General features: G+C 72.5%; 15 protein-coding genes. 6 read left to right on the top strand and 9 right to left on the bottom strand.

Features of this window, described 5'->3' with window-relative positions; translation table 11 throughout:
• The first annotated feature begins 21 nt into the window (after positions 1–21).
• Both ACZ5DS_RS38510 and ACZ5DS_RS38505 read left to right on the top strand, forming a co-directional pair.
• Positions 22–291 carry a 4Fe-4S dicluster domain-containing protein gene (locus tag ACZ5DS_RS38510; protein ID WP_468248114.1) on the top strand — a complete coding sequence of 90 codons (270 nt, stop codon included), beginning with the start codon at positions 22–24 and terminating at the stop codon, positions 289–291.
• A gap of 247 nt (positions 292–538) precedes the next feature.
• On the top strand, positions 539–1,132 hold the full coding sequence (locus ACZ5DS_RS38505; RefSeq protein WP_468248328.1) for a PadR family transcriptional regulator: 594 nt from the start codon (positions 539–541) through the stop codon (positions 1,130–1,132).
• Here ACZ5DS_RS38505 and ACZ5DS_RS38500 read toward each other — a convergent pair.
• From ACZ5DS_RS38500 to ACZ5DS_RS38480, 5 genes are read right to left on the bottom strand one after another with little or no spacing between them, the layout of a single operon-like run.
• Positions 1,060–1,638 (bottom strand): flavin reductase family protein, encoded by a 579-nt coding sequence (locus ACZ5DS_RS38500; protein ID WP_468248111.1) that lies wholly within the window; start codon positions 1,636–1,638, stop codon positions 1,060–1,062. The genes ACZ5DS_RS38505 and ACZ5DS_RS38500 overlap by 73 nt on opposite strands.
• Before the next feature lie 44 nt (positions 1,639–1,682).
• Positions 1,683–2,756, bottom strand: coding sequence for an acyl-CoA dehydrogenase family protein (locus ACZ5DS_RS38495; RefSeq protein ID WP_468248109.1), 1,074 nt, complete (start codon positions 2,754–2,756; stop codon positions 1,683–1,685).
• 55 nt (positions 2,757–2,811) lie between these two features.
• Positions 2,812–3,801 (bottom strand): acyl-CoA dehydrogenase family protein, encoded by a 990-nt coding sequence (locus ACZ5DS_RS38490; RefSeq protein WP_468248107.1) that lies wholly within the window; start codon positions 3,799–3,801, stop codon positions 2,812–2,814.
• Complete coding sequence (locus ACZ5DS_RS38485; RefSeq protein ID WP_468248104.1) at positions 3,801–4,970, bottom strand: acyl-CoA dehydrogenase family protein; 1,170 nt, start codon at positions 4,968–4,970, stop codon at positions 3,801–3,803. The genes ACZ5DS_RS38490 and ACZ5DS_RS38485 overlap by 1 nt, the downstream gene beginning before the upstream one ends.
• Entirely contained in the window at positions 4,970–5,848 is an 879-nt protein-coding gene (locus ACZ5DS_RS38480) for an enoyl-CoA hydratase (protein WP_468248102.1), read from the bottom strand. Before ACZ5DS_RS38480 ends, ACZ5DS_RS38485 begins: the two co-directional genes overlap by 1 nt.
• A 46-nt stretch (positions 5,849–5,894) precedes the next feature.
• Here ACZ5DS_RS38480 and ACZ5DS_RS38475 point away from each other — a divergent pair, with 46 nt between their 5' ends.
• From ACZ5DS_RS38475 to ACZ5DS_RS38460, 4 genes are read left to right on the top strand one after another with little or no spacing between them, the layout of a single operon-like run.
• Positions 5,895–7,061: an acyl-CoA dehydrogenase family protein gene (locus ACZ5DS_RS38475; protein WP_468248100.1), complete on the top strand. Its 1,167-nt coding sequence runs from the start codon at positions 5,895–5,897 to the stop codon at positions 7,059–7,061.
• On the top strand, positions 7,058–7,852 hold the full coding sequence (locus ACZ5DS_RS38470) for an SDR family oxidoreductase (RefSeq protein ID WP_468248097.1): 795 nt from the start codon (positions 7,058–7,060) through the stop codon (positions 7,850–7,852). The genes ACZ5DS_RS38475 and ACZ5DS_RS38470 overlap by 4 nt, the downstream gene beginning before the upstream one ends.
• A 39-nt stretch (positions 7,853–7,891) precedes the next feature.
• Positions 7,892–8,482, top strand: a complete 591-nt coding sequence (locus ACZ5DS_RS38465) for a TetR/AcrR family transcriptional regulator (protein ID WP_468248326.1) — start codon at positions 7,892–7,894, stop codon at positions 8,480–8,482.
• Positions 8,483–8,513: 31 nt separating this feature from the next.
• Complete coding sequence (locus ACZ5DS_RS38460) at positions 8,514–9,671, top strand: acetyl-CoA C-acetyltransferase (RefSeq protein ID WP_468248096.1); 1,158 nt, start codon at positions 8,514–8,516, stop codon at positions 9,669–9,671.
• Between the two features lie 342 nt (positions 9,672–10,013).
• On the opposite strand, the gene ACZ5DS_RS38455 is transcribed toward ACZ5DS_RS38460, so the two are convergent.
• From ACZ5DS_RS38455 to ACZ5DS_RS38440, 4 genes are read right to left on the bottom strand one after another with little or no spacing between them, the layout of a single operon-like run.
• On the bottom strand, positions 10,014–11,063 hold the full coding sequence (locus tag ACZ5DS_RS38455) for an NAD(P)H-dependent flavin oxidoreductase (protein WP_468248323.1): 1,050 nt from the start codon (positions 11,061–11,063) through the stop codon (positions 10,014–10,016).
• An 11-nt stretch (positions 11,064–11,074) separates the two neighbouring features.
• On the bottom strand, positions 11,075–11,839 hold the full coding sequence (locus tag ACZ5DS_RS38450; protein WP_468248093.1) for a CoA-transferase subunit beta: 765 nt from the start codon (positions 11,837–11,839) through the stop codon (positions 11,075–11,077).
• Positions 11,836–12,699 (bottom strand): CoA transferase subunit A, encoded by an 864-nt coding sequence (locus ACZ5DS_RS38445; RefSeq protein ID WP_468248091.1) that lies wholly within the window; start codon positions 12,697–12,699, stop codon positions 11,836–11,838. Before ACZ5DS_RS38445 ends, ACZ5DS_RS38450 begins: the two co-directional genes overlap by 4 nt.
• Positions 12,696–13,451: an enoyl-CoA hydratase family protein gene (locus ACZ5DS_RS38440; protein WP_468248089.1), complete on the bottom strand. Its 756-nt coding sequence runs from the start codon at positions 13,449–13,451 to the stop codon at positions 12,696–12,698. The genes ACZ5DS_RS38445 and ACZ5DS_RS38440 overlap by 4 nt, the downstream gene beginning before the upstream one ends.
• Between the last annotated feature and the right edge of the window lie 7 nt (positions 13,452–13,458).

The following is a 13,458-nucleotide window of genomic DNA, read 5'->3' as shown; positions in this document are numbered from 1 at the left end:
CCCTTCCACGTGGAGATGCCCATGGCCTACGTGATCACCGAAGCCTGCGCCGGGAACAAGGACACCGCCTGCTGGGAGGCGTGCCCCGCCGACGCGATCCACCCCGGCCCGAACGAGGCGTCCTTCGGCACACACGTCCAGCTCTACATCGATCCGACCGAGTGCATCGACTGCAGTGCCTGCGAACCGGTGTGCCCGGTGGAAGCGATCTACCCCGAGGACGACGTGCCGGAGGAGTCGCGGGACTCCATCGCCGTGAACCATGACTTCTTCGCGGACCACAGAACCTGACAGGGCGCAGCAGGTTCACGAGGGGCGGGCAGACCGATGGGGGAGTGGATCTGCCCGCCCCTGTGTGCGTGTTCGCCCAACGGGGGACCTGAGCGAACATCACGGGACCGTGGTCGCCGGTCCACCGGATACAGCGCACGCGGCGCCGCCGGCGTCACAGGCCCGCCTGCCGGCGGTGGCCGTCCCCGGGACCTGGGCGGGACGGCCCGCACCGGCTCCGTAGACTGCCGGTGTGGCTGAGCAGAGGATGAGCGGTGCGAAGAGCGGTGGCGATGCGGAGCGCCCGGCCCTCCCGGCGACCAGCTGGGCGGTGCTCGGACTGCTCTCCTTCGGTGAGGAGCTGTCCGGTTACGACCTGAAGAAGTGGGCGGACTCGTCGCTGCGCTTCTTCTACTGGAGCCCTTCGTTCAGCCAGATCTACGGCGAGCTCAAGCGGCTGGAGAACGCCGGCTACGTCACCTCGCGGATGGTCGCGCAGGGGACCGGCAACCGCGACAAGCGGGTCTACCGGATCACCGACGCGGGAACGGAGGCGGTCCGCACCTGGGCGCGCGAGGCACCGGTGGAACCACCGGTGCTCAAGCACGGCGTCATGCTCCGGCTGTGGCTCGGCCACCTGCTGGAGCCGGAGCAGATGCGCGACGTGCTCGCCCGGCACCGGGAGTATGCCGAGACCATGCGGCAGCGCGCCGAGGCCGACGCCGAGGGCGGCCGCGCCGACGCGGCGTGGGCCTATCCCGTGCTCACCCTCAAGTGGGCGGAGCGGTACTACGCCTCGGAGCGGGACCTCGCCGACGCGATGCTGGCCGACCTGGAAGAGCTGGAGCGCAGGCGCCCGTAGGTCCTGCGGAAGTACAGGAGCGGCTCGGTGTCCCGGATGCGGTCCGCGGACGCCAGTGCGGTGACCCTGCCCAGTGCGATCACGTGGTCGCCACCGGGGAAGGTCCCCGCCAGGTCGCACTCGATCGTCGCGAGCGCCCCGTCGAGCAGCGGTGCGCCGTTCAGGCCGGGCTGCCGGCCGACCCCGGCGAACTTGTCCCCGCCGGTCACCGCGAACTGCCGGCACAGCTGTTGCTGGTCGGCCGAGAGGATGTTGACGGCGAAGCGCCCGGCCGCGCGGATCTTCGGCCAGGTGGACGAGGTCTGGGCCGGGCAGAAGCACACCAGTGGCGGGTCCAGCGACACCGAGGAGAACGACTGGACGGCCATTCCGGCGGGTCGCCCGTCGGGCTGTGTCGCGGTGATCACCGCGACCCCGGTGCAGAAGCTGCCGAGTACCTCCCGCATCGCCGCGTCGTCGACCTGTGCGGCCCTCGGGGGAACGGCCTTGGGGGTGAGTGTGGACATGCTCCACTCCATGTTCCTGGTGGGAATATTGCCAAGGGGAAGAGTCAGGCCGCGGTGAGGCCCAGGCCGGCGGCCAGCCGGCCGCGGTGCCAGGCCGGGGGACCGAAGAGCCGGCCCGAGCCGTGGGCGCGTTTGAAGTAGTGGTGGGCGGCGTGTTCCCAGGTGATGCCGATGCCGCCGTGCAGCTGGATCATCTCGCCCGCGACCGTGGAGAACGCTTCCGAGCAGGCGGACTTGGCGACGGCCACGCAGCGGGGCAGCTCCGGTGAGTCGTCCGCGGCGGCGAAGGCCGCGCCGAGCGCCGCCGAACGCGCCGACTCCACCAGCACGTACGCGTCTGCCAGCCGGTGCTTCACCGCCTGGAAGGAACCGATCGGGCGGCCGAACTGGACGCGCTCCCGGGCGTAGGCGACCGTCAGCTCGAGGCAGCGCTCGGCCGCGCCGACCTGCTCGGCGGCCAGTGCCGTGCAGGCGAGGTCCAGGACGTGTGCCAGCGCCCCGCCACCCCGGCCGTCCGCACCGATCAGCCGGCCCTCGGCGCCGTCGAGGACGACCCGGGCCTGGGCTCGCGTCCGGTCCATCGTGACGGCCGCTTCGCGTCGTACGCCCGCGCCGTCCACGGCCACGTCGAAGAGCGAGACCCCGGCAGCCGTACGGGCCGCCACCAGCAGCAGGTCGGCCTCGGCCCCGTCCAGCACATGCTCCTTCGCCCCGGTGATCCGCCATGTCCCGCCGGGTCCGGGTGCGGCAGCGGCCCGGATCGCCGAGGGGTCCCAGGAGCCCCGCTCGGCCCACGCCAGCGCGCCCACCGTGCGGCCCTGCGCGAGGGGCGGGAGCAGCCGCGAGCAGGCTGCCCGGTCGCCGGACGCGAGCAGCGCCTGCACCGTGAGCACCGCGGAGCCGAGGTACGGCACGGGGGACAGCACACGCCCCAACTCCTCCATGACCACGTGGACTTCCCGCGCCCCGCAGCCCGCGCCGCCGTACTCCTCCGGGACGGCGAGTCCCGCCACGCCGATCTGCTCGGAAAGGGGCCGCCAGGCCGCCGCGCCGTCGTGGTGTGCGAGCAGCGACCGCACAGCGGCCCGCAGCTCTTGCTGTTCCTCCGTCAGCCTCACCCGGCTGCTCCTTTCGGTAGGGCTTCGTGCGGCGTGCCGCAGGCTGGGTCCGGGCTCAGGGGGCGAGGACGCGGGCGCGGCAGGCGGAGGGGGTGCCCCATGCGTCCCGGAGGGGGCGGGCTTTGCGGATCCACAGGGAGAGGTCGGGCTCCTCGGTGTATCCGACGGCGCCGTGGAGTTGCAGGGCGGTGCGGGCCGCCGCGTACGCCGCCTCGCCGGCGGCGACCTTCGCCGCGGCGATCTCCCGGCCCGCGGCCGGATCTGCTGTGGCCAGCGCGAGGGCCGCGGCGTGCAGCAGCGGCTGGGCGAACTCCAGGGCGATGAGCGTGTCGGCGAGCCGGTGCTTGACCGCCTGGAAGGACCCGACGGCGACCCCGAACTGGGTGCGCTGCCGGACGTGGTCGACGGTGCGGGCCAGGAGGGTGCGGCCCAGCCCGAGGGCCTGGGCGGCCGTGGTCAGGCCTGCGACTTCGGCGGCGTGCGCGGCCGCCGCGATCACCTCGGGCCCCCGGGCCAGGACCGTTCCGCCATGTGGCCGGGCCAGTCGCCGGGCCGGGTCGTGGGACGGCTGGACCGGCCCGTGCCCGTCGGCCACCCGCAGCGTGTCGCCGTCGATGACGAACACGGCGTCGGACGCGTCCGCGTCCAGGGCGTAGGGGCTGCTCGCTCCAGGGGCGCACAGCGAGACGACGGCCTTGCCGGAGGCGATCTGCGGCAGCCATGTGCGCGTCACGTCACCGTCGTCGAGGCGGTCGAGAAGAGCGGCTGCGGCCACCGTCTCCACCAGCGGCCCCGGCACCGCGTGGCGGCCCAGCTCGCAGAAGGCGACGGTGAGTTCGAGGGGGAGCGGGCCGAGCCCGTCGTGCTGCTCCGGCACGGCGAGGGCGAAGACGCCGGCCTCGGCCAGGCGGGCCCACAGGGCGCGGCCGGGTGCGGTGTCCCCGGCCGCCCAGGCCCGTACGACCGCCGGGGTACGGGCCGCCTCCAGCAGGCCGTCCAGGGTGCGGCCGAACTCCCGCTGCTCGTCGTCGAGGAGGAACCGCATCACCGGCGTCCCTTCGGCAGGCCGAGCAGCCGCTCGGCGATGATGTCGCGCTGGATCTCGTTGGTCCCGGCGTAGATGGGACCGGCGAGGGAGAAGGTGTGACCCTCGGCCCAACTGCCGTGGGCCGGGGCCTCCGGGGCGCCGTCGGAGAGTTCCCCGTACGGGCCGAGCAGGTCGAGGGCGGTCTCGTGGAGCGCGATGTCCAGCTCCGACCAGAAGACCTTGTTCAGGCTGGACTCCGCGCCGATCGCTCTCCCCGTGGACAGGCGGGAGGCGCCTGCATAGGTGAACAGCCGGTAGGCGCGGGCGCCGATCACCGCGTCGGCCACCCGGTCGCGCAGCGCGGTGTCGGAGGGGTCGGCCCGGTCGCGCCACAGGGCGGTGAGGCGGTCGGCGGCCGCGGTGAACCGGCCGGGGCTGCGCAGGGTGAGCCCCCGCTCGTTGCCCGCTGTGCTCATCGCCACCCGCCAGCCCTGTCCGGGCTCGCCGATGGTGTCCTCGTCGGGCACGAAGACCTCGTCGAGGAACAGCTCGGCGAACGCGGGCTTGCCGTCCAGCCGTCCGATGGGCCGTACAGTCACCCCCTCGGCGTCCAGCGGGAACATCAGGTATGTCAGTCCCTGGTGGGGCTTCGGGGCGTCCGGGTCGCTGCGGAAGAGGCCGAAGGCCCGGTCGGCGAAGGCGGCCCGAGACGACCAGGTCTTCTGGCCGTTCAAGCGCCAGCCACCGTCGGTCCGTACGGCGGTGGAGCGCAGGGAGGCGAGGTCCGAGCCGGCTTCCGGTTCGGACCAGGCCTGGGCCCAGATCACCTCACCGCTCGCCATGGGGGGCAGGATCCGGGCGCGCTGCTCGGCCGTGCCGTGCTCGAAGAGGGTGGGGGCGAGGAGGCTGATGCCGTTCTGGCTGACGCGTCCGGGCGCGCCGGCGGCGTAGTACTCCTCCTCGAACATCAGCCACTCGAAGATGGTGGCCGCACGGCCACCGTAGTCCTCGGGCCAGGAGACCACCGACCAGCGCTCGGCGAACAGCGTGCGCTCCCACTCCCGGTGGGCCGCGAAGCCCTCCGCTGTCTCCAGGGAGGGCAGCGGGGCCTCCGGGACGTGGGCGGCGAGCCAGGCGCGGGCCTCGGCCCGGAAGGCGTCCTCCGTGGCGGAGAAGTCCAGGTCCATCAGGCCTCCTTCGTCCCGGCCGCCTTCATGGCGCGGATGTCCATGCCACCGAGGGAGTCGTTGGCGGTCTCGGCATTGTGGGCGTGGGCGAGCTGGTGCAGTCCGAACACGGAGTCCAGCCCGGCGTGCAGCCCCTGCAGGTCCTCGGCCTGGTTGACCGCGCGCTTGGTCAGCGCCAGGCCCATGCGCGGCATCTCGGCGATCCGCTGCGCCAACTCCAGCGTCCGGTCGGCCAGTTCCTCGCGTGGCACCACCCGGTTGACCATTCCGATCTCGTAGGCCCGCCGGGCGCTCATCCGGTCGCCGGTGTAGAGGAACTCCTTGGCGAGCCGCGGCGGCATCACCCACGGGTGGGCGAAGTACTCGACTCCGGGGATGCCCATCCGCACCACGGGGTCCGCGAAGAACGCGTCGTCGGAGGCGACGATCAGGTCGCAGACCCAGGCGAGCATCAGTCCGCCCGCGACGCACGCGCCCTGCACCGAGGCGATCACGGGCTTGGGCAGCTCGCGCCAGCGGCGGCACATGCCCAGGTAGACCTCGGACTCGCGGGCGAAGCGGCTTTCGGCGCCCGCCTTGTCCGAGTGGTCCCACCACAGCCCGGCCGTGCGGTCGAACGGCAGGTGGGCGTCGCGCTCGGGGGTGCCGATGTCGTGCCCGGCGGAGAAGTGCCTTCCCCTGCCGGCGAGGATCACGACCTTGACCTCGTCGTCGCCGGCCGCGCGGTAGAAGGCGCGGTCCAGGGCGTAGGTCATCGCGGAGTTCTGGGCGTTGCGGTGGTCGGGCCGGTTCATGGTGACGGTCGCGACCGGGCCCAGCTTCTCGTAGCGCACCAGGCCGTCGGACGTCGCCCGGGCCTCGTCGTGGGCAGCGGACATCAACCCCTCCTTCCCTAACAAGTGTTTGGTAGGTTAACGTACCGCCATGAGCGGCGTCGAGGAGTTCCGCACGGAGATCCGCGCCTGGCTGCGGGCCAACCTCACCGGTGAGTTCGCGGACCTGCGCGGGCGCGGCGGGCCGGGGCGGGAGCACGAGGCCTTTGCCGAACGCCTGGCCTGGGAGCGGCACATGGCGGCCGCGGGGTGGACCTGCGTCGGGTGGCCGAAGGAGTACGGCGGCCGGGGCGCGACCCTGGAGCAGCAGGTCGCCTTCCACGAGGAGTACGCGCTCGCGGACGCCCCCGCCCGCGTGAACCACATCGGCGAGCAGCTCCTCGGCCCCACCCTGATCGCTTTCGGTACCCCCGGACAGCGCGAGCGGTTCCTCCCGCCGATCGTTGCGGTGGAGGAGCTGTGGTGCCAGGGCTACAGCGAGCCGGACGCCGGGTCGGACCTGGCGAACGTACGGACCCGGGCCGAGCGGGACGGGGCGCAGTGGGTGGTGACCGGGCAGAAGATCTGGACCTCGCTCGCGCACGAGTCCGACTGGTGCTTCGTCCTCGCCCGCACCGAGCCCGGCTCCCCCCGGCACCAGGGGCTGTCCTGCCTTCTGGTGCCGCTGGACCAGCCGGGTGTGGAGATCCGGCCGATCACCCAGCTGACCGGCACCTCGGAGTTCAACGAGGTGTTCTTCGACGGGGCCCGCACGGGGGCGTCGCACATCGTCGGGGCGCCGGGGGAGGGGTGGAAGGTCGCCATGGCCACCCTCGGCTTCGAGCGCGGGGTGTCCACCCTGGGCCAGCAGGTCGGCTTCCGCCGCGAGCTGGAGGCGGTCATCGGGCTGGCGCAGCGCAACGGCGCGGCGGCGGACCCGCTGATCCGCGACCGCATCGCCCGGGCCTGGGTGGGACTGGAGACCATCCGGTTCAACGCCCTGCGCATGCTGGAGGGCGTCGCGGCCGGGGCCCCGGGCCCCGAAGCCTCGATCGGGAAGATCTTCTGGGCCACCTGGCACCGGGACCTGGGGGAACTCGCCATGGACGTCTGCGGCGCCGACGGCATGCTCGCCGCGGGGGAGCCGTACGACCTGACCGACTGGCAGCGGCTGTTCCTCTTCTCCCGCTCCGACACCGTCTACGCAGGGTCGAACGAGATCCAGCGGAACATCATCGCCGAGCGCGTCCTCGGCCTGCCCAAGGAGGCCCGCCCGTGACTACGCCGAACACGCACCCGCCGTACGTCCCCGGCCACGGTCTGCTCGCCGGCCGCACCGCCGTCATCACCGCCGCCGCAGGCGCGGGCATCGGCGGGGCGACTGCCCGGCGGCTGCTGGAGGAGGGCGCCGCCGTCGTCCTTTCCGACGCCCATGCCCGCAGGCTCAAGGAGTCCGAGGCAGAGCTGGCCGCCGAGTTCGGCACGGACCGGGTGGCCGCGCTGCCCTGCGACGTGACCGACGAGACGCAGGTCGGCGCGCTGTTCGAGCTCGCCGAGGAGCGCCACGGCCGGCTCGACATCGTGGTGAACAACGCCGGCCTCGGCGGCACCTGCGACCTCGTCGAGATGACCGACGAGCAGTGGGCGAAGGTCCTCGACGTCACCTTGAACGGCACCTTCCGGTGCACCCGCGCCGCCCTGCGCCGGATGAGGGCGGCAGGCGGCGGGGGCGTCATCGTCAACAACGCCTCGGTGGTCGGCTGGCGCGCGCAGAAGGGCCAGGCACACTACGCCGCCGCCAAGGCCGGGGTCATGGCCCTGACCCGCTGCGCCGCGCTGGAGGCCGCCGAGTACGGCGTACGGGTCAACGCCGTCTCACCGAGCCTGGCCATGCACCCGCACCTGGCCAAGGTCACCACCCCCGAGCTGCTCGCGGAGTTGACCGCCCGCGAGGCGTTCGGGCGCTACGCCGAGCCGTGGGAGGTGGCCAATGTCATCGTCTTCCTCGCCAGCGGCTACTCCTCGTACCTGACCGGGGAGGTCCTGTCGGTCAGCAGCCAGCACCCGTGACGCGAGAATGGCCAGGTGCCGAAGAACAGCAAGAAGACCATGGTGAGCGCGACGCCCGAGCGGCGCGAGGAACTGCTGGCGACCGCCGCCGAGGTGTTCGCCGCGCAGGGCTACAACGCCACCACCGTCCGCAGGATCGCCGACGCCGCCGGGATGCTGGCGGGCAGCCTCTACTACCACTTCGACTCCAAGGAGTCGATGCTCGACGAGATCCTCTCCACTTTCCTGGACGAGCTGTGGGCCCGGTACGACGCCGTGCTCGCTTCCGGGCTCGGCCCCCGGGAGACGCTCGAGGCGCTCGTGACCGAATCCTTCCGGGAGATCGACCGGCACCGTGCCGCCGTCGCCATCTACCAGAAGGAGTCCAAGCACCTGCTGGACCAGCCGCACTTCCAGTACCTCGCCGACTCGCAGGCCAGGTTCGAGAAGGCGTGGCTGGGCACGCTGGAGCGCGGGGTGGCCGCCAAGGCCTTCCGCGTCGACCTGGACATCAGGCTCACCTACCGCTTCGTGCGCGACACGGTGTGGGTCGCCGCGTCCTGGTACCGGCCCGGCGGACAGCACAGCCCCGAGGAGATCGCCCGCCAGTACCTGTCGATGGTGCTGGAGGGCATCGCGGTCCGCGAATGACACCGGAAACGTCACAGAAGGAGCAACAGGCATGCCCGAGGCATACATCGTCGAAGCGGTACGCACCCCGGTCGGCAGGCGGAACGGCGGGCTCGCGGCCGTCCACCCGGCCGACCTCGGCGCCCATGCACTGAAAGCGCTGATGGAGCGCTCGGGCGCCGACCCGGCCGCCGTCGAGGACGTCGTCCTCGGCTGCCTGGACACCGTCGGGCCGCAGGCCGGCGACATCGCCCGCACCTGCTGGCTCGCCGCGGGACTGCCCGAGGAGGTCCCCGGCGTGACCGTCGACCGCCAGTGCGGCTCCTCCCAGCAGGCCCTGCACTTCGCCGCCCAAGGTGTCCTCTCCGGCACCCAGGACCTGGTGGTCGCGGGCGGCGTGCAGAACATGTCGCAGATACCCATCGCCTTCGCCAGCCGCCAGGCGGCCGAGCCGCTGGGGCTGACCGAGGGCCCGTACGCCGGCTCCGCGGGCTGGCGCGCCCGCTACGGCGACCAGCCGGTCAACCAGTTCCACGGTGCCGAGCTCATCGCCGCCAAGTGGCACATCTCCCGCCGTGACATGGAGGAGTTCGCCCTGCGCTCCCATCAGCGGGCCCTGCGCGCCATCGACGAGGGCCGCTTCGACCGCGAACTCGTCCCGTTCGGGGAGGCGACCTGCGACGAGGGCCCGCGCCGCGACACCAGCCTGGAGAAGATGGCGGCCCTGCGGCCGCTGATCGAGGGCGGCCGGCTCACCGCCGCCGTCTCCTCGCAGGTCTCCGACGGCGCCTCGGCGATGCTGCTCGCCTCCGAGCGGGCCGTGCGCGAGCACGGGCTCACCCCGCGCGCCCGCATCCACCACCTGTCCGTACGCGGCGAAGACCCGATCCGGATGCTGTCCGCGCCGATACCGGCCACGGCCTACGCCCTGAAGAAGGCCGGGATGACGCTCGACGACATCGACCTGGTCGAGATCAACGAGGCCTTCGCCTCCGTGGTGCTGGCCTGGCTGAAGGAGACCGGCGCCGACCCGGAGAAGGTCAACGTCAACGGCGGCGCCATCGCCCTCGGACACCCCCTGGGCGCCACCGGCACCAAGCTCATGACCACGCTGCTGCACGAACTGGAGCGCACCGGCGGCCGCTACGGCCTCCAGACCATGTGCGAAGGCGGCGGCCAGGCGAACGTCACCATCATCGAGCGCCTCTGAGGGGTCGCTAGCAGCATCGAGATCGAAGCGGCAGAGCTCCTGGCCGCCGTTCCGGCAGCCAGGACGGCGCCGATCGCCGACCTCCCGCCGGACGAGACGGTATGACCATCCGCGAGGCCACCCCCGCGGACGCCGATGACATCTACCGTCTGCTGAGCGGTTTCGTGACGAGCTACCGTGCGACCGAGCGCGCGCAAGGCGGCCCTGGGCTCCCTCCTGGCGCAACAGCTTCCGCCCGGCACCTGTGACACCCCTCCGCTCGTACGGCGGACGCGGGGAGCACGCATGAGATCGACTTCTTGGGTAGGGGATTCTCCCCGAGGCTGAGCAGGGCGCGGCCGCTCAGCCTGCCGGCGGCAGGGCGCGGAGGGTGGCCTGGGCCTCGGACATGATGCGGTCGACGAGGCCGGCGCAGGACGGCAGGTCGTCGATCAGTCCCGCGACCTGGCCGGAGGCCATCACGCCGAGGTCGGTGCGGCCCTCGACCATGGATGCCCTGAGCAGCATGGGCGTGTTGGCGGCCAGCAGCACCTGACTCCAGGTCAGTTCCTTGCCGTGCTTCATGGCCAGGCCGTCGCGCACCATCCCGGCCCAGCTCATGCCGGTGTGCTTCTTGAACCCCGCCGCGTGGCGGATCGCCCGGAGCAGCGCGGCGGTGCGTCCCGAGCGCTCGAGGGCGTCGACCAGTTCGGTGCGCAGCATCCGGTGCGGCAGGCCGTCGACCTTGGTGGTGACGGTGACGTCCTGGACCGACGCGGCCAGGTAACGGGCCTTGACCGCGTCGGGGACGGTGCTGTCGGAGGTGAGCAGGAACCGGGTGCCCATGGCGATCCCGGCGGCACCGTAGGCCACTGCGGCGACCAGGCCGCGGCCGTCGTGGAAGCCGCCGGCCGCGATGACCGGGATGTCCACGGCGTCCACGATCTGGGGGAGCAGGACGGTGGTGGCGACGGTGCCGGTGTGGCCGCCGCCCTCGCCGCCCTGCACCACCACCGCGTCGGCGCCCCACGCGGCGACCTTCTCGGCGTGCCGCCGGGCGCCGATGGAGGGGATGACGACTACCCCGGCGTCCTTGAGCCGTGCGATCAGCTCCCGGGAGGGCGCGAGTGCGAAGGAGGCGACCTTCACCCCCTCGTCGATGATGATCTGTACGCGCTCGGCCGCGTCCCCGGCGTCCGCCCGCAGGTTGACTCCGAAGGGCGCGTCCGTACGGGACTTCACCTCGCGGACGGCGGAGCGGAGCTGCGCGGTGGTCATGGTGGCGGAGGCGAGGACGCCGAGCGCTCCGGCACCCGCGGCGGCCGAGACCAGGCGGGGTCCGGCCACCCACCCCATGCCGGTCTGCACGATGGGGTGCCGGACCCCGACGAGCTTGGTCAGGGGGGTCTCGATCCTGATCTCCGTCATGCCGAGGGCACCTCGCGCTCACGCATCCCCTTGGGGTCGATGACCTCACGGATCAGGCGCAGTTCCTGGTCGGTGGGCTCGCGGGTGTACGGCACCTCGTCGGGGATCGTGAGCGGGAAGCCGGTGGCCTCGACGACCTGCCCGACCGTGACTCCGGGATGCGTGGAGCGCAGCCGCATAGTCCGATCCCGGGTCTCGAAGTCGAAGACGCCCAGGTCGGTGATGACGTTCGGGATGCGGTGGTAGCGGGTCGCGGAGGGCCCGGCTGCGGCGGCGCGGTCGTAGCCGACGCCGCAGACCATGTCGACGCGCTCCACGAACACGCGTCGCGAATGCCGCGGCACCCAGTAACTGGTCGGGTTGTTGAGGGTGTTGACCGGGGCGCCGCGCACGCCCAGCAGCTGGCGGGTGGGCCGGGCCCAGTCGCCGATGCAGGAGATGTTCTGGTTGCCGTGCCGGTCGAGCTGGCTCGCGCCCATCATCACGTGCCGCCGCCCGGTGGCGACCAGCGCCAGGTGCTGGCGGTACGGCAGCCAGCCCTCCACCACCTCCGCCTCGGCGCCGGCCGCCGGGACGTCGCCGATGAGCAGCGCCTCGCCGTCGGTCAGCAGCAGCTCGGGGGAGAAGGTGAGCTTCGCCAGTCGTGCCCCGATCGCCGGGATCGTGCCCATCGGACTGGCCAGGACCTCGCCCGCGCCCCGCCAGGCCTCGGCGCACGCCAGAACGCACGTCTCGGCCCGCGTCGCCTTCGTCGTGATCACGCTTCCTCCTTGTGGAACGCCGCCACCGCGGCCTGGTAGGCCTCCTCGTCACCGGACAGGAACCGGTCGGCGAAGGCCCGCCAGGCCTCCGGGTCGCGGGCGGCCTGGGCGTAGGCGCGCTGGAACGCCTCGTCGCGGTCGTAGTCCGGGGCGCAGGAGGCGAAGTGCGCACCGTTCGGGGTCTCGACGACGCCGTCCACGAACGCCCGCTTGACCAGCAGGGTCTGCGGCCCGGCCTCCTTGAGCAGGTCGGCGGTGTCCACGATCCGCTCGCAGGAGACGTACGCGGCGTCGGCGGCCTCGCAGAACAGGTCGTCGAAGTACGGGTCGGGGCCGAGGTACTGGCCGTTGCCGTGGACATCGGCCCGGTTGAGGTGGACGAGCGCGGCGTCCAGGCGCAGGGCGGGGACGGCGGCCAGCTCCTCGCCGTCGTCGTACGGGGATGTGACCGTCCGCAGCCGCGAGTTGACCCGCATCACGTCCGAAGCCAGGCCGGCCCGGATCGGCATGAACGGCAGCCGGTGCACGGCCGCCGTCAGCCCCCACATGAACATCGCCTCGTCCAGCTCCACCAGCTCGAACGCACCCCGCTGCCGGGCAGCGGTGAAGTGCGGCTCCAGCGGGATCGAGTCGAGGGTCGCGAACGCCGCGACCAGCTTGCGGACCTTCCCGGCGGCCGCCAGTAGCCCGACGTCCGGGCCGCCGTACGACACCACGGTCAGATCGGTGACGTCCGAGCGGATTAGCGCCCGTACCAGTGCCATCGGCTTGCGCCGCGAGCCCCAGCCGCCGATTCCGATCGTCATGCCGCTGCGAAGCCGGCCGACCACCTCCTCGGGGGTCATCGTCTTGTCCCTCAACTCCGGTCCTCCTTGGCCGATACGAACGCGTCACGGTGCTTGTCCGCGATGCCGCTGAGATTGGCTTCGAAGGTGAAGCCCTGCTCGTAGCGGTAGCTGCGGCGGACGTCGACCGGGTCGATGCCGTTGATCGCGGCCTTGGCGAGGCGGAGGAGGGAACCGTCCTTCGCGGCGATCTCCCGCGCCAACTCCATGGCCGCGTCCATGAGGTGGGCACGCGGGACCACCCGCCAGACCGAGCCGTGCCGGTGCAGCTCCTCGGCGGTGACGGTGCGTGAGGTGTAGTACAGCGCGCGCATCAGGTGCTGGGGGACCAGCCGGGCGAGGTGGGTGGCCGCGCCCAGCGCACCGCGGTCCAGCTCGGGCAGCCCGAAGGTCGCGTCCTCGCTCGCCACGATCGCGTCGGCGTTCCCCACCAGGCCGATGCCGCCGCCCAGGCAGAAGCCGTGCACGGCGGCGACCACCGGGACCTCGCAGTCGTAGACCGCGGAGAACGCCTCGAAGCAGCCGCGGTTGGCGCCGATGAGCGCCTCATGACCCTCGGTGCGCTGCATCTCCTTGATGTCGACGCCGGCGTTGAAGCCGCGGCCCGTGGCGGTGAGCACGACGCAGCGCACCTTCGGGTCGGACCCGGCGGTGCGTACGGCGGCGGCCAGGTCGTACCAGCCCTGCACCGGCAGGGCGTTGACCGGCGGGAAGTCCACGGTGACGACGGCGAGGCCCGCTTCCGGGACGGAGGTGGAGACACCCATGAGCAGA

The organism is Streptomyces sp. NPDC031100 (assembly GCF_055570785.1).
The sequence above is the reverse complement of the archived record's forward strand: the minus strand, read 5'-3'. Positions and strand labels throughout refer to the sequence as shown.